Origin of the sequence: Ferdinandcohnia sp. FSL W7-1320, assembly GCF_038050315.1 — a bacterium.
GTDB classification, from domain to species: domain Bacteria; phylum Bacillota; class Bacilli; order Bacillales; family Bacillaceae_L; genus Ferdinandcohnia; species Ferdinandcohnia aciditolerans.
Map to the genome: position 1 here is coordinate 1,667,119 of NZ_JBBPAM010000001.1, position 24,673 is coordinate 1,691,791.

Genomic DNA, 24,673 nt, shown 5'->3' on the forward strand with positions numbered 1-24,673 from the left:
ATAGAGTCGGGAGGTGAAATAAATGGAAGGTATTTTAGGAACAGTTGGTCCTTTGATTCTAATGTTTGCGATTTTCTATTTCTTGTTAATTCGTCCACAACAAAAGCGTCAAAAAGCTACTCTTAATATGCAATCTAACCTGCAAAAAGGGGATAAGGTTGTAACTGTAGGCGGTTTACACGGAACAGTTGATGCAATTGACGAAAACAAGATTATTATTAAATCTGGAAATGCAAATCTTACATATGACAGACAAGCAGTACGTGATGTCATCAAGGACTAATTTTTCATAAAAAAAAGAGCGACTCGGGCGCTCTTTTTTTGTTTTTCTATTAAGCATCTCTTCTTGAAGGAGTGGTCATATTTACACCGAAAATTCCACCAATTACAGCTGCCGCTAAAAAACCAACATGATACATTGTTTGTTCCGCAGTGAATGTAGCATCATACCCTAAGAATTGAACAATGAATACAATGATAGAATATAAAATACCTGTGCCTCCACCAATGAGCCAACCTTTTTCCTTTCCTTTTCCACCTGAAACAAAACCACCGATGAAAAGAGCAAGGAAGGAAGCCCCTAAAATCACCCAGGACATTGAAGATTCCTGAAGTGAAGTAAATCGAAGTAATAGTGAGATTAGTAAACTAGATACAATAACAATTAAAAAAATTGCTACCACACCATAAACCATTGCAACTCCCATTTTCCTCATATCGATTCTCTCCCCCTCAAATGTATACAGATAACCCTTAGTACGAGCATATTCACTATCACAATGAATTAGAATAAAAAGTACAAACTTTTCTTGTCCATTTAACATATCAGGAAAAATTCGAATAATGTTTTAAGAGAATTTGAGCACACTAAGTTGCAGTATGTGTTTTATATATTAGGGATCCATTTGAGAGGGGGGACTTTCATTGGAAGAATACCTCATCATTGTAGGGAGGACTATTTTACTTTATGTTATCTTGTTAACAATTTTTCGGTTAATGGGTAAACGGGAAATTGGGGAACTCAGTCTTATCGATTTAGTCGTTTTTATGATGATTGCAGAGATGGCTGTTATCGGTATCGAGAGTACTAGAGACCCAATACTCCATTCACTGATACCAATGATTTTACTAATGGGGATACAATACTTACTAGCCCTGCTGTCGTTAAAAAGTAAAAAACTTAGAGAACTCATCGATGGACGTCCAACAGTTATTGTGAATAGGGGTAAAATTGATGAACATGCTATGAGACAGCAACGATATAATCATGATGATCTTATGATGCAACTACGTGAAAAAAACATAAAAAATTTAGCTGATGTGGAATTTGCTATACTTGAGTCATCAGGAGAATTGTCCGTGTTGGAAAAAAGTAAAAATGAACCTTCTGATTTCTCAGACTATACAATTGATTTACCAGTCGTTCTTGATGGAGAAATACAAGTGGAACATTTAACACAAATTAATAAGACAGAATTTTGGCTCCGATCTGAGTTGAAGAAATTAGGTTATAGTGATATTAAGAAAATTTCGATTTGTAATTATCATCATGGAAAACTGCATGTAGATATAAAAGATGAAAAAAGGTAACCGCGGTCGGGTTACCTTCTGGCTTAGTAATTACAAAAGTGCTGCAAGCTTTGGTCCAATAAACGGAATTCTCTTAACTTCCTCTTTTGTTAAAAGCTTAAATACAAATAATAAAACAACATAAATGAATGATGTAACACCAATTGCTGCCAGTGTTCTCATAGCAAGGGAACCGTCGGTTAAACAGAATTGATAAAAGTAATGACCACCTATTCCTGCTAGTACCATGGTTATACCACTCTTTATATAGTCCTTAACATAAAAACTATAGGAAATCACTTTTACAATTGTTGAAAAGTGCAGCAAGGTTACAAGCATCATTCCAATGACAATAGCAAGAGCTGCCCCCATAATCCCAAGGGAAGGTCTTGTTGCTAGAACAAAAATTGCGCCAGTTTTTATAAAATTACCGATAAAACTATTAATCATTGCAGCTTTGGCTAAATCAAGAGCCTGCAAGGTTGCTTGAAGTGGACCTTGGAAGTAATAAAAGATAAAAAACGGAGCCATTACTTTTATATAAATGGCTGAATTACTATTCCCATACATTAGCTCCATTACTGGTGAAGCAAACACATATAAAACAACAATTGCTAAGCCACCTGAAACAAGAGATAATCGTAACGCCTGTTTGAGACGATATTCAATTAATAATGTTTGCTTTTTTGCTGCTGCTTCACTTATAGAAGGCACAAGTGCCGTAGAAAGTGAAGTCGTAATAAATGAAGGAAGCATAAGTAGTGGTAATGCAAAACCGGTTAACTCCCCGTATTGTCTTGTCGCGATATGTGTTACGACGCCTGCAATTGCTAAGCTTTGGGCAACGACAATCGGTTCAAAAAACCAAGAAATCGATCCAATCATTCTACTGCCTAATGTTGGAACCGCAATTCGTGTCAAATCATTGAAAGTTTCCTTTCCGTGCTTAGCTGATTTAAAAAAGTTTTGCCGGATTCGGATTCGTTTTTTCAGTTTGAACATAAAGAATAAATAAATGAGTGACATTAATTCTCCCACAACAGCAGAAAGCATTGCACCTGCTGCAGCGTATTCAATCCCCATTGGTAAAAACGCATTCGTAAATACATACACTAAGGTAATTCTGACGACTTGTTCAATTACCTGTGAATAGGCAGGTGGCTTCATATTTTGACGACCTTGAAAATAACCACGGAGAACAGAAGATATCGCTACGATTGGGACAATCGGTGATATTGCTAACAAAGGATAATATGTCCTTTCATCGGTTAGAAGCGTCTCAGATAATAATGGTGCAAGAAAAATCATCATAGGTGTAAAAATAATACTTAATGTCCCAGTAATGGATAGGGAAACAACCAAGATTTTTTTAATTTTTCTTCTATCACCCTGTGCCTCTGCTTCAGCTACTAATTTCGATATGGCCACTGGAAGTCCCATCTGGGTTAATGTAATGGTGAGGACAAATGTAGGGATTGCCATCATATACAGCCCCACACCTTCTTCACCAATAAGACGGGCGACAACAATTCTATTAATAAACCCCAATATTCTAGTAATGAGACCTGCAATAATTAATATTAACGTACCTTTAAGGAATGTTTGCTTTGACAATTCATTTTCCCTACCTTCTCAAAAAAGGTGATATCATTTACAATTAACTATATGCTAAGTAGGTGGCCAAGCATGACAAGTATTGTTAACTATATTCAGTAGAGGTCAAAACTTATACTGAATATAGTTAAAGCCTCCGGCGGAAGCCACAGATTTTGAAAGGAATCTTTTCGAGCAAGCTCGAAAAAATCTAGGCGCAAATACGCCAAGGCGCATTTGATTAGTTAGTTGAAAAATGGGAGAGATGATGAGTGAGTCAATCAGAGAATCACATGTATGACAAGTATCGTGAAACAGTTCGTCCATTTTTAAAGAGCAAGCTGGAAGAATTCGTACTTTATGGATACGACAGCGTTAAAGAGGAAGAACTGTGGGAGTTCATGAAAAGTAAAACATGGAGAAAAGAAAGAGAAGAAAAGCAATTGCACCAAATTGTCAGTGATATTCTCGGAGTAAAAGTTGGAGATTATATGAACTATGCAACAGTAGAGGCTTTTAAAGCACCGAATTGGTTTGAAGGTGAAGGAAAAGCCGCTTTGGAAAAATTACTATAATTCATAGAACTTTAAATTATTTAGATGTAGTATTAATATTCACAAAAGCTGTAATTGACATCAAAATCGCATTGTTTCATAATTGTGATGGAGGGCTTAAAGGACAGGCTAGGTTTTTTACTAGAATAGAATTGTCAAGCTCTTGGCTCCATCGGCCAGTGGACATAAGCCAATCGCTTTTGAAGGCAAGTGCGCCTTCTGCAAGCGCTCGTCTTATGCTTGTAACCGATAGGCAGGGCACCTTTCGCTTTTCTTATATAAAGGAGGATATACATACTTATGGTTAAAAAAGGCCGCATTGTGGTGTTTTTTGTATTGGTGCTTCTCTTTGGAGCATTAATCGGAGTAACCGGTACAGATACCGCAAAAAATATTAAATTAGGACTCGATCTTCAAGGTGGTTTTGAAATCCTTTATGAGGTACAACCTGCTAAGAAAGGCGATGTAATTGATAGGGAAGCCTTAGTAAGTACGGTGAATGCCTTAAATAACCGTGTAAACGTACTAGGGGTAAATGAACCAAATATTCAAATTGAAGGTAAGGATCGCATTCGTGTGCAATTAGCGGGTGTTGAAGACCAACAAAAGGTTCGTGACATCCTATCTACACAAGCTAAACTAACATTCAGAGATGTAAACGATAACGTTTTACTTGACGGCTCACAACTAGCGCAAAATGGTGCTAGTCAGGCGTTCGACCAAATGGGAAAACCAGCCGTTTCTCTAACCGTTAAAAATTCAGATGACCTAAAAAATGCTACACAAAAAGTTCTTGACCAAGCTCCAAACAATTTAATGGTGATATGGTTGGATTTTGAAGAAGGTGTGGATTCCTTTGAGGCTGAAAGTAAGAAGCCAAATCCAAAGTACCTTTCTGCAGCATCTGTTAATGAAGTATTCAATAGAAAGACGGTCTCAATAGAAGGAGGCAGCTTTACAGTTGAATCTGCAAAAGAACTCGCTTCTTTGTTAAATGCAGGGGCACTACCTGTTGATTTAGAAGAAATCTATTCCACATCTGTTGGAGCAAAATTTGGTGAGCAAGCTCTAGACAAAACTGTTTTCGCAGGGGCAATTGGTATTTTCTTAGTGCTATTATTTATGCTTATTTTTTACCGATTCCCTGGACTGATTGCTGCTATTACATTAAGTATCTTTGTTTATTTAAACTTATTAGTATTTGATTGGATGAATGCAGTTCTTACTCTACCAGGCATTGCAGCCTTAATCCTTGGAGTAGGTATGGCCGTCGATGCAAATATTATTACCTATGAAAGAATAAAGGAAGAAATTAAGTCCGGAAAATCTATCTTATCTGCGTATCGTTCAGGAAGTAAAAACTCATTCCTAACAATTTTTGATGCAAATATTACAACTCTTTTAGCAGGTGTAGTTCTATTTATTTTTGGAACAAGTGCTGTAAAAGGCTTTGCTACTATGTTAATCGTAAGTATCTTGCTAAGCTTTATAACTGCTGTATATGGAAGCAGATTATTACTTGGACTATGGGTAAATAGTAAATTTCTAAATAAGAAACCAAGCTGGTTTGGCGTTAAACAAAGTGACATTCGAAACTTAGCAGATGCCGATGAGGAAGGGAATTATCCAACTCGATTTGATCGTTTTGATTTTGCGAAACAAAAAAATAAATTCTTTATAGCATCTGGTATAATGGTTATCTTGGGCATAGCAGTATTGGTAATCTTCAGGCTTAATCTCGGAATTGATTTTGTTGCTGGTACCCGTATGGAGGTGCTCGCTGACCACCCAATCTCTCAAGAAGAGTTCACAGATGAACTTAGTAAGCTTGATCTAGAGGCTAAGGAAATCTTGATTTCAGGAGATAATAGTGACATTGGTGTGGCTCGTTTTGCAGATGAGCTATCTAAAGATAAAGTAAACGAAGTAAAAGCTCATTTCCATGACCTGTATGGGGCAGACCCTAACGTTAGCACAGTCTCTCCAACAGTTGGAAAAGAATTAGCTAGAAATGCCTTTATCGCAAGCTTAATTGCGATGGCGGGTATTATTATCTATGTTGCATTCCGATTTGAGTGGTTAATGGGGCTTGCAGCAATTGTTGCACTATTCCACGATGCTCTCTTTATGATTGTTATCTTTAGTGTTACACGACTTGAAGTAGATGTAACATTTATCGCTGCTATTTTAACCATTATTGGTTACTCTATAAATGATACAATTGTTACGTTCGATAGAATTCGTGAACTTTATAAGAAGAAAAAGCGTGTTAAAACATATGAAGATCTTGCAAGTATTGTAAATAATGGATTAAGACAAACATTAGGACGTTCCGTTAATACTGCTATAACTGTTATCTTCACAAGTGTTGCTTTATTATTATTAGGTGGACAGGCAATTACCAATTTTTCTTTCGCCTTAACAATTGGTTTAGTAGCTGGTATGTATTCATCTATTTTCATTGCAGCACAATTATGGTTAGTATGGAAGACAAAGCAAATTACTAAAAAACGTCCAGCACAGTCTGAATCAGAACAACAGGTATAACATATTAGTAAAAGTCGTGATTTTTCACGACTTTTTATTTTCTCTTTGAATATGGATACACTAAAAAGCATGGCGTATGCGCAGATGAAAAAAGCGCATTTTTGTTCTCAAACTTACATGGGAAGGATGAGGATTTTTTGAAAGAGAACGATCGTTTTAAACAAGCAGAAAAGGCCATAATTATCGGTGTAGTGGGGAATATCATTCTAGCGATTATAAAATGGGTGATTGGGGTACAATCCAATAGTCGTGCGCTGATTGCAGACGCGGTCCATTCTGCATCTGATGTGGCAGGGTCTGTTGCCGTTTTCGTTGGGGTCCGTGCTGCTAAAAGGCCACCAGATGAAGATCATCCATATGGTCATGGTAAAGCAGAGTCTGTTTCGGCCATCATTGTTGCTGTACTACTGGCACTAGTCGGATTTGAAATCGGAAAAGCATCAATTGAGGCTTTTTTTAAGCCTATCGATGTTCCAAAGACGATGGCTATTTATGCTGTCCTATTCTCCATCATCATTAAAGAAATCATGTTTCGCTATAAATATAATCTCGGAAAAAAAATTAAGAGCGATGCACTAATAATTAATGCATATGATGACCGATCTGATGTCTTTGCTTCCATTGCGACGCTTGTGGGCATTGTGGGAGCTATTCTTGGTGGCTATTTAGGAATTGACTGGCTTGTTTATGCTGACCCGGTTGCGGGGTTAGTTGTTGCTGTTTTAATTGTAAAAATGGCCTGGGAATTTGGAACGGAAGCAATACACAATACATTAGATCATGTATTACATGATGAAGATACAACTGAATATAGAGAATTGGTTCTGTCCGTTCCAGAAGTAAAAAAAATTACGGAACTCCATGCTCGCGAGCATGGACATTATGTTATTGTTGATTTGAAAATTTCTGTCGATCCTTACATGACTGTTGAAGATGGACATAAGGTTGGGAAAAAGGTAAAAGCAAAACTGATGGAATATGCAGAGGTCCAGAACGTTTTTATCCATATCAATCCATACTCTGATGATGACTGAAAATGGAAACCTACTATATAAAAAATGTCAATCGTTGTAACACTCCCAAAGCTTCGATATAATAGTATGGTTAAGGGGTGAAACTTTTGTTACAATCTAAAACTCGTTGGAAAGTAAATGATTACAACCAGGCTAACGCAAATCTACTAGTTAATGAACTGCAAGTTACACCTCTAGTAGCATCCCTACTAGTGAATAGAGGAATTACAACCGTCCAGGAAGCACGTGAATTTTTAGAACCAGAAATACTTGAGTTCCACGATCCATTTTTATTGGACCAAATGGATAAGGCTATTGACAGAATTACTTTGGCCATTAAAAATGAGGAACAGATTTTAGTGTTTGGTGATTATGATGCGGACGGTGTGAGCAGTACGACCGTCATGGTCACTGCCTTAAAAGAAAAAGGTGCCAATGTTGAATTTTATATTCCTAATCGATTCACGGAAGGTTATGGACCAAATGAAACAGCTTTTCGTTGGGCAAAATCGGAAGGAATCTCACTTATTATTACTGTAGATACAGGTATATCTGCGCTTCATGAAGCAGAGGTTGCAAAAGAATTAGGTATTGACTTAATCATTACGGATCACCATGAGGTTGGTCCCGTGTTACCCGTAGCAACAGCGATTATCCATCCGAAAAAGCCGAATAGCCAGTATCCGTTTAAGGAATTGGCAGGAGTTGGGGTAGCATTTAAAGTAGCTCATGCTTTACGAGGAGAGGTCCCTACAGAATTATTAGATGTAGCAGTTATTGGAACAATTGCTGATTTAGTTCCTTTAACTGGGGAGAATCGGCTCCTTGCAAAAAAGGGAATAAGGGCGTTACAAAATACAAAACGGCCAGGTTTAAGAGCGTTATTAAAAAAAGCCAAAATCGAATCCAGTGACATTTCTGAAGAAACAGTTGGATTTGCAATCGGTCCACGCATAAACGCGGTAGGTCGATTGCAATCTGCAGATCCTGCAGTTGATTTATTATTAACAAATGATTTAGAAGAAGCAGCATATATAGCCGATGAAATCGATGAACTGAACAAAGAAAGGCAGCAATTAGTCAATCAAATGACTCAAGAGGCCATTCAAGAAGTAGAGGAAAACTTTCCACCTTCTTCAAATTCAGTATTAGTCATTGCAAGGGAAGGCTGGAATCCTGGGGTGATCGGAATTGTTGCTTCTAGATTAGTTGACCGCTTCTACCGGCCAACAATTGTCTTAAGTATTGATTCTGAAAAAGGTCTGGCAAAAGGCTCAGCAAGAAGTATTGAAGGTTTTAATCTATACGAGAATCTATCAACATGTCGTGATATTTTACCGCATTTTGGTGGGCATCCAATGGCAGCTGGAATGACACTACAAGTAGAAGATGTGGCCGACTTAAGAAATCGTCTTAATACAATTGCAGATGAGGTCCTAACACCAGAAGACTTTCAACCTATCACAGCTGTAGATGCTGTTTGCCATATACAAGATGTTTCGATTGAAACTATACTAGAGTTGAACAAATTAGCACCATTTGGAATGGGAAACCCAAAACCCACTGTGCAAATCAATGATGTTGAAATCAATTCGCTTCGAAGAATTGGGTCTGATCAAAGTCATTTAAAAATTGTGCTTCAGGAAGACCAAATAGCTTTAGATGGAGTTGGATTTGGATTAGGACATACTGTTGACGGAATCTCACCGCTATCGAAGGTTTCCGTTATAGGAGAATTATCTATTAATGAATGGAATAATAATAGAAAGCCTCAAATTATGTTACAGGATATAGCTGTTCATGAGTGGCAATTATTTGATATTCGTGGGATGCGTGATTTTTTATCCTATTTAGAAAAAATCAAAGATGATAAACTCCGATTAGTTTCATTTGCTCAGGAAACTATTCAAAAACTTGGTCTGTCTAATTATGAAGTAACGGTAATTTCCTCCTTTGAAGAGGCGACAGAGCTGCAACTAGATTCAAAGCATGTTGTACTTCTTGACTTGCCAGAAGATGATGAATTGATAAAAGTACTGTTTGATACTAGTTTTCCAAATCGGATTTATACATTATTTTTCCATGAGCAGGATCATTTTTTCAGTACAATCCCGACTCGGGAACATTTTAAATGGTTTTATGCATTTCTGGCAAAAAAAGGTCCGTTTGATATGAATCGCTATGCGCACGAGTTAGCAAAATATAGAGGATGGTCAACGGAAACAATTGATTTTATGTCACAGGTGTTTTTTGAATTAGATTTTGTTAAAATAGACAATGGATTTATTTCATTATCAAATCAAGCTAAGAAAAGGGATTTGACTGAATCGAGAACATACCAATTAAAAGCAAAACGAATTGAATTGGAAAAGCAATTATTGTATTCATCATATCAACAATTAAAGCAATGGTTTGATGCAATAAATAAAGGTTCGCATTCGCTTGAGGAGGCAATTAATTAATGGATTTAAAAAAGTATATTGAAATTGTTGACGATTATCCAAAGCCAGGAATTAAATTTAAGGATATTACTCCTTTAATGAATGACGGTGAAGCGTATAAATATGCTACAGACCTAATTGTGAAATATGCTAGGGAAAAAGAAATTGACCTTGTTGTTGGACCAGAGGCTCGTGGTTTCATTATTGGGTGTCCAGTCGCTTATTCACATGGTGTAGGATTTGCTCCTGTTAGAAAAGAAGGAAAACTACCTAGAGATGTAATTAAAGTGGATTATGGCCTTGAGTACGGTAAAGATGTTTTAACAATCCATAAAGATGCTATTAAACCGGGTCAACGTGTATTAATCACAGATGACTTATTAGCTACTGGTGGAACAATCGAAGCAACAATTAAACTTGTAGAACAGCTTGGTGGTATTGTTGCAGGAATCGCATTCCTTATCGAACTTACTTACCTAGATGGTCGTGACAAGCTCGATGGTTATGATGTATTAACCCTTATGCAGTATTAAGATGTAAATTGAAAAGCGCTCAGATTGAGTGCTTTTTTTAATAGAATCCTTTCTACAACCCGTAGGTAAAGAATTTTTAGACTTTATAGTTTATATTTATGTTATTTCCCTTTACATCTATCAAGATTTTCAAGATAATAGAAACAATAATCTTTTTAATTCTATATTTTAAAAATGATTCAAAGAGACTATATTTGAATCTTCAATTTATAAAAAGGTGATAAAATCCATGGCAAACGAACAGGTCTTAACTCCTGAGCAAGTGATAGAAAAGGCAAGAAAATATTTGAATAATAAGGATCTGGAATTTATTGAACGAGCTTATAAATTTGCTGAAGAAGCTCATCGCGAGCAGTTTCGCAAATCTGGTGAACCGTACATCATTCACCCCGTTCAAGTGGCAGGCATTTTAGTTGATCTTGAGATGGATCCTTCAACAATTGCGGGTGGTTTTCTACACGATGTAGTGGAAGACACGAATGTAACGCTTCAAGAAATTAGTGATGCATTTACTCCGGAAGTAGCGATGCTTGTCGATGGAGTCACAAAGTTAGGAAAAATTAAATACAAATCTCAGGAAGAACAACAGGCTGAAAATCATCGTAAAATGTTTGTTGCAATGGCTCAGGACATTCGTGTTATTTTAATCAAGCTAGCTGACCGATTGCACAACATGCGTACTTTAAAGCATCTCCCACCAGAAAAACAGCGCAGGATTTCCAATGAGACGCTTGAAATTTTTGCTCCATTAGCACATCGACTTGGGATATCTAAAATTAAATGGGAGCTTGAAGATACAGCTTTAAGATATTTAAATCCACAGCAATACTATCGGATTGTTAACCTGATGAAAAAGAAACGTGCGGAACGCGAGGAGTATCTCGAGGAAGTCATTAAAGATGTTAAAGAACATGTTGATGAGGTTTCGATCAAAGCTGATATTTCAGGCCGACCTAAACATATCTATAGCATTTATCGGAAAATGGTTCTCCAAAATAAGCAATTTAATGAGATTTATGATCTACTTGCAGTAAGAATCGTTGTAAATAGCATTAAAGATTGTTATGCAGTCTTAGGAATCATCCATACTTGCTGGAAGCCGATGCCAGGAAGATTCAAAGATTATATTGCGATGCCTAAGCCAAATATGTATCAATCCTTACACACTACAGTAATTGGTCCGAAGGGTGACCCACTGGAAGTTCAAATTCGAACTGTTGAGATGCACCAAATTGCCGAATACGGGATTGCAGCGCATTGGGCATATAAAGAAGGGAAACAGGTCAACACACAATCGTCATTTGAGGAAAAATTAACATGGTTCCGTGAAATATTAGAATGGCAAAATGATGCGTCAAATGCCGAAGAATTTATGGAGTCCTTAAAAATTGATTTGTTTTCTGACATGGTTTTCGTCTTTACACCTAAAGGTGATGTCATAGAATTACCATCTGGTTCTGTTCCGATTGACTTTGCATACCGCATTCACTCGGAAATTGGTAATAAAACAATTGGTGCAAAAATAAATGGAAAAATGGTGACCTTAGATTATCAGTTGAAAACAGGGGATATCATTGAGATACTAACTTCGAAGCATTCCTATGGCCCAAGCCAGGACTGGATTAAACTCGCCCAAACATCCCAAGCTAAAAATAAGATTCGTCAGTTCTTCAAAAAGCAACGTCGTGAAGAGAATATTGAAAAAGGGAAAGAGCTTGTTGAAAAAGAAATTCGCAACTTGGAATTTGAAGTAAAGGATATTTTAACACCTGATAATATAAAAAGGGTTGCTGAGAAATTTAATTTTTCAAATGAAGAGGATATGTATGCAGCGATTGGATATAACGGCATTACTGCAGCTCAAATTGCAAATCGATTGACTGATAAATTGAGAAAACAGCGTGACTTAGAACAAGTTATTGAAACCGTATCTGAGGTTAAACAAGTTTCATCTCGTTCGAAAAGACGTGATTCGGGCGTACAGGTTCAAGGGATTGATAACTTACTAATCCGCCTCTCAAAATGTTGTAATCCGGTACCTGGAGATGAAATTGTTGGATTCATTACTAAAGGTAGAGGTGTATCCGTACATCGTGCAGATTGTCAAAATGTTCATACTGAGGATGCTCAGCAGCGACTCATTGAGGTTGAATGGGAAAGTAATATAAATGATCGTAAAGAATTTAATGTTGAAATTGAGATAAACGGATTTGATCGTCGTGGATTATTAAATGAGGTTCTTCAGGCTGTTAATGAAACAAAGACGAATATTTCAGCTGTTTCCGGAAGATCCGACCGTAATAAAGTAGCTACAATCAACATGTCGATTTCCATACAAAATGTAAGTCATCTTCATAAAGTTGTAGAACGGATTAAGCAAATTCGTGATATTTATTCAGTTCGACGTGTCATGAGTTAGGAGATAAGTTGTCATGAAAGTTGTTGTACAACGTGCAAAAAACGCGCGTGTAGTGGTTCAAAATGAAGTAGTCGGAGCCATTAAGAATGGTTTAATGCTTTTAGTTGGAATTACACATACCGATACAATGGAAGATATTAAATATGTAGCAGACAAGATTGTGAACCTTCGTATTTTTGAAGATGATGAAGGGAAAATGAATCAATCACTGCTTGATGTTAAAGGAGATATTCTTTCAGTATCTCAATTCACGTTATACGGGGATTGCCGAAAGGGAAGGCGTCCAAACTTTATGGATGCTGCTAAACCTGAATTTGCAGAAAAAATGTATGACCTTTTTAATGCAGAAATTCGTGAAAAAGGTGTACATGTTGAAACAGGTTCATTTGGAGCGATGATGGATGTTCAATTCACAAATGTTGGACCAGTTACTTTAATCATTGAGAGTAAATAAAAAATGCCTCAAAAGCGATTTGCTTTTGGGGCATTTTTGTTGAAAAATTATTTTCCCTTAAAATATTGAGCTAGTCCATAATAGACTCCGTTCGAAACATTTTCTTGGAACGTATTTGTGTTAACTGTATATTCTTCAGTCGGATTACTGAGAAATCCTAATTCTAATAAAACAGATGGATTAAGGTTCTCACGTAACACTTGATAATTACCTAGACGGTGTTCTCTGTTTTTAAATCCTGTATTCTTGACTAACTCTTTTTGAATGTTAGAAGCGAGTCCAACATCGCTGTTTTTATAATAATAAGATGTAACGCCACGAACATTTCGATCATAAATGCTATCATAATGGATACTTACAAAAGCATCTGCACTTCGATAATGTGAAATACTCACTCTTGAGCGAAGACTGACATAATTATCGCTATTTCGTGTCAGAACTACATTTGCACCTGATGCACTTAATTTATCAAATACCATTCTTGCTGTACGTAGATTTAGTGTTTTCTCATAAGTACCACTTACTCCAATGGCTCCACTATCATTTCCGCCATGACCAGGATCAATCACGATAGTTTTTCCCTTTAAATATTGATTAACACCAGGTCTTTCTACAATTTGGTTTGATCCACTAAAGGAAACGAGCCAACCTGCAACATATCCAATTTTATTGCCCGGAAGGTTGATTTTATACCAGTCACCCTCCTTTGCTACCATTGCAAAGGAATCCCCTTCATTCGCACGAGCAACCACTGAAGTTGAAGTAGATGAACCTGAACGAATATTTGTTCCATTGTAAAGAATTTTTACAGTAGATTCAGAGTTGTTTGGGGTTTCACGTTGTGAATCCAACTGAACGTCAAGATACCAACTAGCGACCCATCCTTTATTCCCATTTGGCAACGTAATATGGCTCCAATTATTTACTTCTTCATGAATAGTGACTTTATTCCCCTGCTTCAAACTGCCAATAATTCTCCCTGAAAGGGAGCCACTATCTCGCACATTTAAGCTGGATGCTGTCACTTTTCCAATTTTTCCTTGATTTGTTGGACTTTGTGGAGGTGCAGCAGGCTGAGATGGTTTTTCTCCTGAAGAAGAAATACCTGCAACAAAATCCCTATGTATCCAAGCAGAGCCACTGCCAAATTTAATTTCTAACCATTTTTCTCTTTCATTAGTAATCGTAACAGTAGCATTTTGCTTTAACTTTCCTACAATTCTTCCTTGCGAATTAGGTTGATCGCGTACATTTAAGATTGAAGCTGTAACAGTTCCTGTTTTCTTTGATGTACCAGAATTTGAATTTGGTTTTGAATTCGTAGAACCAGATGTTTGCTTTGTTGTTAAGAATTGTGAGGAAACCCAGCCAATATGTCCTTTATAAGAGATTTTTGACCAATTATCATTTGCTTCAATAAAACCAGCTTCATTTCCCTTGTTTAACGATCCGATCACTTGGAATCCTGTTCCTGGACCGCTACGAAATCTAAGTCCATCTACAGTTGAAACAACGGTGGACGATGTACCAGATTGGGTAGAATTAGTTTGAGTTTCTTTAATAAGCCAAGAAGCTACCCAGCCTGTTTTTCCAGTAGAAAGTTGTAACTTTACCCAATCATTTTTTCTTTCGATGATGGTAAATTTCTCTCCTTGTTTGACCTGTGCAGTTCTTGAGTAGGAGAGTCCGGGGCCGTCCCTCACGTTTAGTATGGTGGTGTCAATAATTGCGATTTGTTCAGCTTTTGTAAGATTTCCCGGGTTGGTTGTAACTGAAAAAATAATCGCGAGTAGGAACGCTAGTCCTATTTTAAAAATCTTGTGTAACACGTAAAAGCCTCCTTGAGTAAAAAGCATAGCTTTATAAAGATTCGCTAAAAATAAAAAAATTCCTGTTTAAAAGAAATAATTTCTTAAAAAAGGGAAAGATACGTAATATCTTACCATGAAAAAGGGGCGAAAAGGATGAGATTTAGCGAAAAAAGCAACAATGTACAAAATACAGGAGGAAATCTATTCGGGGTTGATTTCCACGACTTTATTCAGAAGGAACAATCATCAACCTATGTGGAATTAGCTAGTGAATTTGGTGTTTCAGTTAAAGATGTACGAAACTTAAAAAAACAATTACATCGTTCCTAAAATAACCTTTTTGTTCTAAAAAAAATAAAAAATTGAATCATAAACTTGACATGTATCGAGTTCATACGTATGATAATATAAAATTCTACAAAAAAATATGATATTATGAACCAGTGATGGGGAAAAGTAAATAGGACTACACATGAATAGAGAGGGAATGTCATAGGCTGCAAGCATTCCTACATGATGACTTATTGAACGAACACCTCTTAGGTTTCTCTCTGAAAAAGCAATTTGCTCTACTAGGAGTTGAACGTTTCAGGCGTTAACTGATCGAGTGAAAATCTAAAGTCTCTAAAAGACCAAGAAGGTCGAGGTAGCAAGATTTCGGTAGACGGAGTGCACGTTTTTTGGTGTATGAGTATGTAGAAAACACTGCTAACGAAGAGATTCGCCGATTATTTGGCGTTAGGTTTTAACTAGGGTGGCACCACGGGAACTATAAGCTCTCGTCCCTACAAGAAATTGTAGGGATGGGAGCTTTTTTGTTTTGTTTGTTATCCCAGATGTGTAAATACATATCTTTTCTTTGAGTAAGGAGGAGTAAATAAATGGTTAATATTCCTAGAGGAACGCAAGACATCCTTCCAGGTAATGTGGAAAAATGGCAATATATCGAGGAGATGGCCCGAGATCTATGCAAAAGATTTAATTATAAGGAAATACGGACGCCAATATTTGAACATACAGAACTTTTCTTACGAAGTGTAGGGGAGACCACCGACATCGTAACAAAAGAAATGTACACCTTTGAAGATCGTGGGGAACGAAGCCTAACCCTTCGACCTGAAGGTACAGCAGCTGTAGTTCGCTCATATGTAGAAAACAAAATGTTTGGTAACCCATCACAACCAACCAAGCTATACTACTGCGGCCCTATGTTCCGTTATGAACGACCGCAAGCAGGTCGGTTCCGTCAGTTTGTCCAATTTGGAGTTGAGGCATTAGGAAGCAACGATGCTAGTATCGATGCAGAAGTTATCGCACTCGCGATGGAAATCTACAAATCACTTGGATTGAAAAAGTTGAAACTTGTCATTAACAGCCTTGGCGATAAATCTAGTAGAAGTGCACACCGCGATGCGCTAATCGCACATTTTTCACCTAGAATTGATGAGTTTTGCTCAGACTGTAATTCTAGACTTGAGAAAAATCCAATGCGTATCCTCGATTGTAAAAAGGACAGGGACCATGAATTAATGCACACGGCACCTTCGATTTTGGAATATTTAAATGCCGAATCAAGTGAATATTTCAATAAGGTAAAGTCTTACTTAACTGATTTAGAAATTGACTTCGAAGTTGATTCTGGACTTGTAAGAGGTTTAGATTACTATAACCATACTGCATTTGAGATTATGAGTGATGCAGAGGGCTTTGGAGCCATTACAACACTTTGTGGTGGTGGACGCTACAATGGTTTAGTTGAAAGTCTTGGTGGACCTGAAACTCCAGGTATCGGTTTTGCGTTAAGTATTGAAAGACTCTTAGCCGCTCTGAATGCAGAAGGTATTGAACTACCAGTTGAAGAAAGAGTGGATTGCTATGTAGCTGCTATCGGAGAGGCTGCATCAGCTAAATCTGTATTCCTCGTGAATGAACTTAGAAAAGCAGGATTGGTTGCAGAAAAGGACTATTTAAATAAAAAAGTAAAAGGCCAATTCAAAGCAGCTGACAGATTACAAGCCAAATTTGTTGCGATCTTGGGCGATGAAGAATTGGAAAGAAAAGTTATTAACGTGAAGAACATGGATTCAGGTCATCAAGAAGAAGTCCAACTTGAGCAATTGATATCATATATAGTTGAAAAAAGTCATTAGGAGTGGGAAACATGTCTGGAAGAACGTATTATTGTGGTGAAATAACCGAACAAGCAATTGGTGAAAAAGTAACACTAAAGGGCTGGGTTCAAAGACGCAGAGACCTAGGTGGACTTATTTTTATTGATCTAAGAGACAGAAGTGGAATTGTTCAAATCGTATTTAATCCTGAAGAATCTAAGGAAGCATTAGAAATTGCTGAAACGGTAAGAAATGAGTATGTACTAGGTGTAGAAGGTATTGTTGTAGCTCGTGATGAAGCAACAATAAACAACAATATCCCGACTGGAAAAATCGAAATCAAGGTTTCTGATTTAAATATCATAAATGAAGCAAAAACACCTCCATTTATGATTGAAGATCGTACAGAGGTTTCAGAAGATTTACGTTTGAAATATCGTTATTTAGATCTTCGTAGACCGGCTATGTTTGAAACATTCCAAATGCGTCACAATGTTACAAAATCCATTCGCGAGTATCTAGATGGCGAAGGCTTCTTAGACATTGAAACACCGATTTTAACAAAGAGTACACCAGAGGGCGCACGTGATTATCTTGTACCAAGCCGTGTCCACCCAGGTGAGTTTTACGCACTTCCACAATCACCACAAATATTTAAACAATTATTGATGGTGGGTGGATTTGATCGTTATTACCAGATTGCACGTTGTTTTAGAGATGAAGACTTACGTGCAGACAGACAGCCTGAATTTACACAAATCGATATTGAAACGTCCTTCATGAGTCAAGAGGACATCATTGCTATGACAGAACAAATGATGAAGAAATTAATGAAGGACGTAAAAGGTATGGATATCGAACTTCCATTGCCTCGATTAACGTATGCAGATGCAATGAACCGTTACGGCTCAGATAAACCTGATACGCGCTTTGAAATGGAATTAATTAATCTTTCTGAAGTTGTAAAAGATAGCGGATTTAAAGTGTTCAGCAATGCAGTAGCGACTGGTGGGCAGGTAAAAGCAATCAATGCAAAAGGTGCTGCAGATAAATATACTCGTAAAGACATTGACGGCCTTACTGAATATGTAAATCGTTACGGTGCAAAAGGACTTGCATGGTTAAAAGTTGAAGAAGATGAGTTAAAAGGGCCAATCGCAAAGTTTTTTGATGCAGATGAGCAAAAAGCATTAAGAACTGTTTTAGAAGCTACAGCGGGAGACTTACTATTCTTTGTAGCAGATAAACCAAATGTAGTTGCAGATGCACTTGGAGCACTACGTTTAAAACTTGGAAAAGACCTTGATTTAATCGATGCATCTAAGTTTAATTTCCTTTGGGTAACGGACTGGCCACTTTTAGAATTTGATGAAGAAGATGGTCGTTATTATGCAGCTCACCATCCGTTTACAATGCCAGCGAGAGAGGATATTGAGCTACTTGAAAGCAAGCCATGGGAAGTCAAAGCACAGGCGTATGACCTTGTATTAAATGGGTATGAATTAGGTGGAGGTTCACTCCGTATTTTCGAACGCGATATCCAAGAAAAAATGTTCAACGTTTTAGGATTTACAGATGAGGAAGCAAGAGAACAGTTCGGATTCCTATTAGAAGCATTTGAATATGGTACTCCACCACATGGTGGTATTGCACTAGGTTTAGACCGACTAGTCATGCTTCTAGCAGGTAGAACTAACTTACGTGATACGATTGCTTTCCCTAAAACTGCAAGTGCAAGTGATCTTTTAACAGACGCTCCTGGTGAAGTTAGCAAAGCGCAATTAAATGACTTGTATTTGTCGTTAAATGTACGAAAATAGCGAACAAAACCCTTTTAGGTCAACTTGTAAAGACGAATTTCGTGTGTTAATATGTTGACAAGAAATAAAGTTCAAAAAGGTGGATGAAGAGGACCGAGAATTTCAAGGGACGCAGCTTTGAGTACCGGAGAAGCAAGGCAACGTGGAAATTCGATGTGTCATATTCACCGCACTTTTTGAACATCCTTTAAAGTTAGAAGTCCTGATGTGTTTGTCGTATAACCTATTGTTTTGACCGAACAATAGATTATACGGGAGCCCGGAGTTTTCGCACTTGCGTAAATGCCTCATCTATACTTAAAAAGAGGACTTACAAAAGTCGAAACAGGGTGCCCACCTGCTGTGAGCGGGTTCAAAACTAAGGCATCGACTGCACGATTGGGACTTCTAAGGATACTTTATACAAGAACAAACCCTTGTTTACATTGTGTGAACAGGGGTTTTTTATGTTTTTATATTTAAAACACATAAATTCACATAGAAATACTTGAAATGTGTCGAAAGTATGTTATATTCTAGTTCTGGTAAAAATAAAAATCACATTGAATTTGATACCCAATGGAGTTGAAGATATGTTACACCAATTTTCACGAAATGAACTAGCAGTAGGTAAGCGCGGGGTAGATATCCTTAAAAACAGTACAGTAGCTGTTCTTGGAGTGGGTGGCGTTGGTTCTTTCTCAGTAGAGGCGCTCGCACGCTCTGGTGTTGGACGATTAATCCTCGTAGATAAGGACAATGTGGATATCACAAATATTAACCGTCAGTTACCTGCTTTACTTTCTACTATTGGTCAATCAAAAGTAGACGTAATGAAGGAGCGTATCGCAGATATTAATCCTGACTGTGAAGTAATCGCTCTTAAAATGTTTTATACAGAAGAAACTTACGAAGAATTTTTTAGCTATGATCTAGACTTTGTTGTTGATGCATCAGATACGATTATGTATAAAATTCATCTTATGAAGGAATGTTTACAACGAAATATTCCAATCATCTCAAGTATGGGTGCTGCAAATAAGATGGATCCAACCCGTTTTATGATTGCAGATATTTCAAAAACTCATACGGATCCAATTGCAAAGGTAATCCGTACCAAATTAAGAAAAGAAGGAATCCGTAAAGGTATTCCGGTTGTGTTCTCAGATGAAAGCCCAATCGTTATTCGGGAAGATGTTCGTAAGGAAATCACTGATGAGAATGCTAAAATTCGTAAAGCAAAAATGCCACCATCCTCTAATGCGTTTGTTCCATCCGCTTGTGGACTAATAATGGCTAGCTATGTTGTTCGGGAATTGCTGAAGGACATCAAAATAACTAGAGTTAAGGACTCATAAAAAAACGTGGCCATGATAGCCACGTTTTTCCTATTTTGCTAATTGCTCAAGATTCCCGTTTTTATCCATTCGGAATGTCGGGGAGTTACGATCCTCTGTATCTTCAAACATTACTAAGCGTCTTGCACGGTCCATAATTTGTACAAGTGCTTGGTAGTCTTCTTGAATGATAGTCTGTTGGTCAGATAACTTTTCAAGTCTCTTCTCAAGCTCTTTAGTTTGTTGCTTTAATGATTCGTTTTCACGATGCAAACGATTATTTTCCATTTCTAACTGATTCGAAAGAAAATCATTATGACGTAATGAAGATAAGAATGAAATACAATCTTCAAGCGTAATTGAATTATTGATTGGATTACTGAATGATTTAGATGAAGGGATTAGTTCCGCAGAAACCTCCTCGATATAAACAGGTGCAGGTGTTTCTTCTACAAATGCCTCCTGACTGACTGGTTTTTCTTGAGATGTTCCTTTATCCTTGTTCATTCTTTCTAATGCTCGTTTTCTTTCTTTACGCTGCTTTTTTGCAATAGCAATTGCTTGCTCATAATTATTTCGGACTTCCGCATTCCATCTAAACCCACATGCCGCTGATGTACGGTTTAGTTTATCGCCTACTTCGTCAAAAGCAGCTAATTGAGTTCCACCTTCACGTATGTAGCGTAAAACAGTTTCAGCTAATAATAAATCATCTTCATGTGACCATGCGTCTTGTCTTACTTTCATATAACCAACTCCCTTTAGATGATGTTCAAAAAGTCGGCAGAAAATGCCGCGATACAAGAGGATCTTCGACTAAATACCGACAAGTCCTGTGTCGAACGTCGAAGTCACTACATCCTGTGGAAGTCGTTGGCTTGCTTTTTTCGATCCTCACGTATTAACTGCATACGTTCCGGTACTCAAAGCTGCGCCGCCTTGACCTACTCGGTCCTTTTCAACCTCTTTTTTGAACACTTTAATTAATTTAAAATAATAGATTTTTTCTTTATATCTAGCATGACCACGTTCTATTTGTTTTATACATTAATAGTTTTATCAAAAAGAAAATACTACATAAGGAGTACAGGGACTGCATTTGCAATGTAAAAGTATTGTTAATTTCTCTCATAACCTAAAAAAATGGGAACTTTTTCATCTATAATACGTAAGTAGTATTGTCGCATAATCCGGTAAACGGCGAACGAGATTCTACACAAATGAATCTCACAAACTGATAGGGGGAAAAAATGTGCAACCAGTTTTACAATTAAAAAATGTAAAAAAGACAATTGGTAAAAAAGAAATCATTAAGGGAATTTCCTTTGATGTATATCCAGGTGAAGTTTTCGGCTTTTTAGGGCCAAACGGCGCTGGTAAAACGACTACGATTCGAATGCTTGTAGGGCTAATGTCCATCACTGATGGTGAAGTCATGATAAAAGGAACAAATGTTGCCAAGAATTTTGAACAAGCTGTAAGACATATTGGCGGCATTGTTGAAAACCCGGAAATGTATAAGTTTTTAACGGGATATCAAAATCTTGTTCACTATGCAAGGATGGTAAACGGTGTATCAAAAGAAAGAATCCTTGAGGTAACAAAGCTTGTTGGTCTTGAAAAGAGAATCAATGAGAAGGTTAAAACCTATTCATTGGGGATGCGACAGCGCTTAGGTATTGCTCAAGCATTATTACACAGTCCTTCGATTTTGATTCTAGACGAACCAACAAATGGATTAGATCCTGCTGGAATTCGTGAAGTTCGCGATTATATTCGAAAGCTTGCTAGGGAAGAAGGCTTAGCTGTAATTGTTTCCAGTCACTTGCTCTCTGAAATGGAAATGATGTGTGATCGGATTGGAATTATACAAGATGGTAGATTAGTGGGTGTACAAAAAGTCACTGATTTTATGAATGAAGAAACAAGCATTAGAGTCCATTTCCAAGTGGGTAATGTAGAAAAAACTCTATCAATACTATCAGCTGAATACCCTGCACTTGAAGTAAAACAAACCGAAAAAGGAATTGAACTTAACATTGAACATGGGATGATCCCGCAAATAAATGCTAGTCTTGTAAAAAATGAGATTCAGGTGTTTGGAATCACACAGCTTTCCAAATCACTAGAAGACCGATTCTTAGAAGTAACAGGAGGTAGCAGAATTGGCTAATATCGTGAAACTGATACAAAATGAAAATATGAAAATTTACCGTCGAATTTCCACTTGGATTATGCTTGTAATATTGATAGCAGTAGCTGTAGTTGTAGGAATTGTAATGAATATCACTGCTTCAGACTCTGTTGATGAACAATGGAAACAAAACTTACAACAACAGAATGAAATGTATAAGACAGATTTAGCGAGCGAAGACTTACCTGACATGGTAAAGGATATATCAAAAAAAGAATTAGCGATTAATGAATATCGAATCGAGCATGATATTGCTCCGGTGGAATCTAGATCTACCTGGAATTTTATGACGATTGCTGCAGAAATTGTTTCATTGATTACATTGTTTACAATAGTTGTTGGTGCGAGTAGTGTTGCCTCTGAATTTACTTGGGGAACCATTAAATTATTATTAATACGACCAGTATCAAGAGCGAAGATTCTTCTGTCAAAATATTTAGCTACCATTTTGTTTGCGTTATTTTCTTTAGTTTTACTATTTGTAGTTTCATTTTTAGTAGGTAGTATATTCTTTGGTATCGAAGGCTCTACACCTCACCTTGTTTATAGAGATGGCGCCGTACATGAGGTTCATATGGTTTCACATATTCTCGGGGTCTTCGGATTAAAATCAATTAATTTAATCATGATGTCAACATTTGCATTTATGATTTCTACTATTTTTAGAAATAGTGGTCTAGCAATTGGTTTAGCAATCTTCTTAATGTTTGTAGGAGTGAATGTTACAGCCCTTTTGGCCACAAAGTTTGAGTGGGCAAAATACATTCTATTTGCGAATACAGATTTATCTCAATATTTAACTGGATATGTTCTAGTTGAAGGAATGACGATGACATTTTCAGTTATTATGTTAATTATTTATTTTGTCATTTTTAATACATTAACGTGGTTTGTCTTTACGAAACGTGATGTTGCTGCTTAATAAATAAGGGGGAAGAAATAGTTTAGTCTATTTCTCCCCCTCTTTTTGTAATTGTTCAAGTCGATCATATACTTTTGCAAAATATTTTTCTTGTCCATTTTGTTTGGGTTTAAAGTATTTTCTGTTCTTTAGTAGTTCTGGTAAGTATTGCTGCTTAACCCATCCATTTGGATAGTCATGTGGATATTTATAGCCAATTCCATGACCTAATTCTTTTGCACCGCTGTAATGGGCATCTCGCAGGTGATCTGGAATTTCCCCGATATTTCCCTTTCGAATATCTTCAATTGCCTTATCCAGTGATTTATAAGCACTATTTGTTTTGGGTGATAGACACTGTTCAATCACCACATTTGCTAGTGGAATGCGTGCCTCGGGCAGCCCTAATCGTTCTACAGCCTGGCAAGCAGCAATTGTATGAGCCCCAACCTCAGGTGCAGCGATTGAAATATCTTCATAGGCAATTACCGTTAGACGTCTGCAAATTGAAACTAAATCTCCACCTTCAATTAGTCTAGCTAAATAATGTAACGCCGCATTTACATCACTACCACGGATACTTTTTTGAAGACAGGAGAGAAGTGAATAATGAAGATCCCCATCTTTGTCATGGGAAAAGCCCTTATTTTCAACACATTCCTTAACTAGCTCTATGTCAACTTCAACGACTTCACTGTCTCTCACTTTTGAGGCCATAACAACATCCTCTAACACATTCATAGCAGAACGTGCATCTCCTTTTGTCGACGATGAAATGAGATCTATTGCTTCTTCTGAAATTGAAATTTGTAAATCGCCAAGTCCACGTTCTGAATCCGCTAATGCACGCAATATTAATTCTTTTATATTTTCTTTTGTTAATGGACGAAGCTCTTTAATCTGTCCACATCTGCTCCGAATCGCAGGGTTTACATCATGGAACGGGTTTTCCGTTGTTGCCCCGATTAATGATATCAAACCTCTTTCAACATGTGGAAGCAAATAATCTTGTTGCGCTTTGTTAAAACGATGGACTTCATCAATGAAAAATATTAACTTCCCTTCCGCTTTTGCGGTTGAAACAGCATCCTCTATATCCTTTTTCCCAGCAGTTGTTGCATTAATTGAGATAAAGGGCATATCAACCGTACCAGCAATCGCTGTTGCAATGGAAGTTTTTCCAATTCCAGGTTCACCGTAAAGTAAGATGGAAGGAACATGTCCATTCATAATCATTTTATATAAAGCTGTATCCTTACCAATAATATGCTTTTGTCCAAGAATTTCTTCAATATGCTTGGGGCGCATTCGGTACGATAAAGGTGCTTCGATAAGTGATTCAAAAAGCAAAACATTCATCCCCTTAGCCAACAAAATCCTAATAATTTTAATGTATG

General features: G+C 37.1%; 20 protein-coding genes, 1 other RNA gene and 1 other annotated feature. Of the genes, 16 read left to right on the forward strand and 5 right to left on the reverse strand.

Annotated elements, in window-relative coordinates; all coding sequences use genetic code 11:
• Window positions 1–22 precede the first annotated feature (22 nt).
• Window positions 23–283 (forward strand): preprotein translocase subunit YajC, encoded by a 261-nt coding sequence (gene yajC / locus NST91_RS08355; RefSeq protein ID WP_099352139.1) that lies wholly within the window; start codon window positions 23–25, stop codon window positions 281–283.
• A 49-nt stretch (window positions 284–332) separates the two neighbouring features.
• Here yajC and NST91_RS08360 read toward each other — a convergent pair whose 3' ends face one another.
• Entirely contained in the window at window positions 333–716 is a 384-nt protein-coding gene (locus tag NST91_RS08360; RefSeq protein WP_121447731.1) for a TIGR04086 family membrane protein, read from the reverse strand.
• Between the two features lie 208 nt (window positions 717–924).
• On the opposite strand from NST91_RS08360, the gene NST91_RS08365 reads away from it, so the two are divergent.
• On the forward strand, window positions 925–1,590 hold the full coding sequence (locus tag NST91_RS08365) for a YetF domain-containing protein (RefSeq protein ID WP_121447732.1): 666 nt from the start codon (window positions 925–927) through the stop codon (window positions 1,588–1,590).
• 30 nt (window positions 1,591–1,620) lie between these two features.
• Here NST91_RS08365 and spoVB read toward each other — a convergent pair whose 3' ends face one another.
• A complete protein-coding gene (spoVB, locus tag NST91_RS08370) occupies window positions 1,621–3,183 on the reverse strand; it encodes a stage V sporulation protein B (RefSeq protein WP_341330758.1) in 1,563 nt (520 codons plus the stop codon).
• A gap of 272 nt (window positions 3,184–3,455) precedes the next feature.
• Here spoVB and NST91_RS08375 point away from each other — a divergent pair, with 272 nt between their 5' ends.
• The 7 genes from NST91_RS08375 (at window position 3,456) to dtd (ending at window position 13,123) form a co-directional block, all read left to right on the forward strand.
• Window positions 3,456–3,737 (forward strand): post-transcriptional regulator, encoded by a 282-nt coding sequence (locus NST91_RS08375; protein WP_341333516.1) that lies wholly within the window; start codon window positions 3,456–3,458, stop codon window positions 3,735–3,737.
• A 279-nt stretch (window positions 3,738–4,016) separates the two neighbouring features.
• Window positions 4,017–6,263: a protein translocase subunit SecDF gene (gene secDF / locus NST91_RS08380; protein ID WP_341330759.1), complete on the forward strand. Its 2,247-nt coding sequence runs from the start codon at window positions 4,017–4,019 to the stop codon at window positions 6,261–6,263.
• Window positions 6,264–6,400: 137 nt separating this feature from the next.
• Window positions 6,401–7,297, forward strand: a complete 897-nt coding sequence (locus tag NST91_RS08385; RefSeq protein WP_341330760.1) for a cation diffusion facilitator family transporter — start codon at window positions 6,401–6,403, stop codon at window positions 7,295–7,297.
• Window positions 7,298–7,383: 86 nt separating this feature from the next.
• Window positions 7,384–9,738, forward strand: a complete 2,355-nt coding sequence (gene recJ, locus NST91_RS08390) for a single-stranded-DNA-specific exonuclease RecJ (RefSeq protein ID WP_341330761.1) — start codon at window positions 7,384–7,386, stop codon at window positions 9,736–9,738.
• Window positions 9,738–10,250, forward strand: a complete 513-nt coding sequence (locus tag NST91_RS08395; RefSeq protein ID WP_121447738.1) for an adenine phosphoribosyltransferase — start codon at window positions 9,738–9,740, stop codon at window positions 10,248–10,250. The genes recJ and NST91_RS08395 overlap by 1 nt, the downstream gene beginning before the upstream one ends.
• 229 nt (window positions 10,251–10,479) lie before the next feature.
• Entirely contained in the window at window positions 10,480–12,669 is a 2,190-nt protein-coding gene (locus tag NST91_RS08400; RefSeq protein ID WP_341330762.1) for a RelA/SpoT family protein, read from the forward strand.
• A 13-nt stretch (window positions 12,670–12,682) separates the two neighbouring features.
• A complete protein-coding gene (gene dtd / locus NST91_RS08405; RefSeq protein ID WP_341330763.1) occupies window positions 12,683–13,123 on the forward strand; it encodes a D-aminoacyl-tRNA deacylase in 441 nt (146 codons plus the stop codon).
• A 47-nt stretch (window positions 13,124–13,170) separates the two neighbouring features.
• On the opposite strand, the gene NST91_RS08410 is transcribed toward dtd, so the two are convergent.
• Window positions 13,171–14,952, reverse strand: a complete 1,782-nt coding sequence (locus tag NST91_RS08410; RefSeq protein WP_341330764.1) for an N-acetylmuramoyl-L-alanine amidase family protein — start codon at window positions 14,950–14,952, stop codon at window positions 13,171–13,173.
• A 135-nt stretch (window positions 14,953–15,087) separates the two neighbouring features.
• Here NST91_RS08410 and NST91_RS08415 point away from each other — a divergent pair, with 135 nt between their 5' ends.
• The 5 genes from NST91_RS08415 (at window position 15,088) to NST91_RS08435 (ending at window position 20,202) form a co-directional block, all read left to right on the forward strand.
• Window positions 15,088–15,264: a hypothetical protein gene (locus tag NST91_RS08415; protein WP_010678249.1), complete on the forward strand. Its 177-nt coding sequence runs from the start codon at window positions 15,088–15,090 to the stop codon at window positions 15,262–15,264.
• A 104-nt stretch (window positions 15,265–15,368) separates the two neighbouring features.
• Window positions 15,369–15,724 (forward strand) — a binding site (T-box leader).
• A gap of 91 nt (window positions 15,725–15,815) precedes the next feature.
• Complete coding sequence (gene hisS / locus NST91_RS08420; RefSeq protein ID WP_341330765.1) at window positions 15,816–17,084, forward strand: histidine--tRNA ligase; 1,269 nt, start codon at window positions 15,816–15,818, stop codon at window positions 17,082–17,084.
• Between the two features lie 11 nt (window positions 17,085–17,095).
• The gene (gene aspS / locus NST91_RS08425) at window positions 17,096–18,865 is read left to right on the forward strand and encodes an aspartate--tRNA ligase (RefSeq protein WP_341330766.1); all 1,770 of its coding nucleotides are present in this window, start codon (window positions 17,096–17,098) and stop codon (window positions 18,863–18,865) included.
• 196 nt (window positions 18,866–19,061) lie between these two features.
• Window positions 19,062–19,254: non-coding RNA, 6S RNA (gene ssrS, locus NST91_RS08430), on the forward strand.
• Window positions 19,255–19,437: 183 nt separating this feature from the next.
• Complete coding sequence (locus NST91_RS08435) at window positions 19,438–20,202, forward strand: tRNA threonylcarbamoyladenosine dehydratase (RefSeq protein ID WP_341330767.1); 765 nt, start codon at window positions 19,438–19,440, stop codon at window positions 20,200–20,202.
• 30 nt (window positions 20,203–20,232) lie between these two features.
• Here the strand turns inward: NST91_RS08435 and NST91_RS08440 are convergent, their stop codons facing one another.
• Window positions 20,233–20,928 carry an RsfA family transcriptional regulator gene (locus NST91_RS08440; protein ID WP_341330768.1) on the reverse strand — a complete coding sequence of 232 codons (696 nt, stop codon included), beginning with the start codon at window positions 20,926–20,928 and terminating at the stop codon, window positions 20,233–20,235.
• 505 nt (window positions 20,929–21,433) lie between these two features.
• Between NST91_RS08440 and NST91_RS08445 the strand changes: the two genes are divergently transcribed.
• Both NST91_RS08445 and NST91_RS08450 read left to right on the forward strand, forming a co-directional pair.
• Entirely contained in the window at window positions 21,434–22,354 is a 921-nt protein-coding gene (locus NST91_RS08445; RefSeq protein WP_341330769.1) for an ABC transporter ATP-binding protein, read from the forward strand.
• Window positions 22,347–23,297 carry an ABC transporter permease gene (locus NST91_RS08450; protein WP_341330770.1) on the forward strand — a complete coding sequence of 317 codons (951 nt, stop codon included), beginning with the start codon at window positions 22,347–22,349 and terminating at the stop codon, window positions 23,295–23,297. Before NST91_RS08445 ends, NST91_RS08450 begins: the two co-directional genes overlap by 8 nt.
• 27 nt (window positions 23,298–23,324) lie before the next feature.
• Here NST91_RS08450 and NST91_RS08455 read toward each other — a convergent pair whose 3' ends face one another.
• Window positions 23,325–24,626 (reverse strand): replication-associated recombination protein A, encoded by a 1,302-nt coding sequence (locus NST91_RS08455; protein WP_440272226.1) that lies wholly within the window; start codon window positions 24,624–24,626, stop codon window positions 23,325–23,327.
• Window positions 24,627–24,673 lie beyond the last annotated feature (47 nt).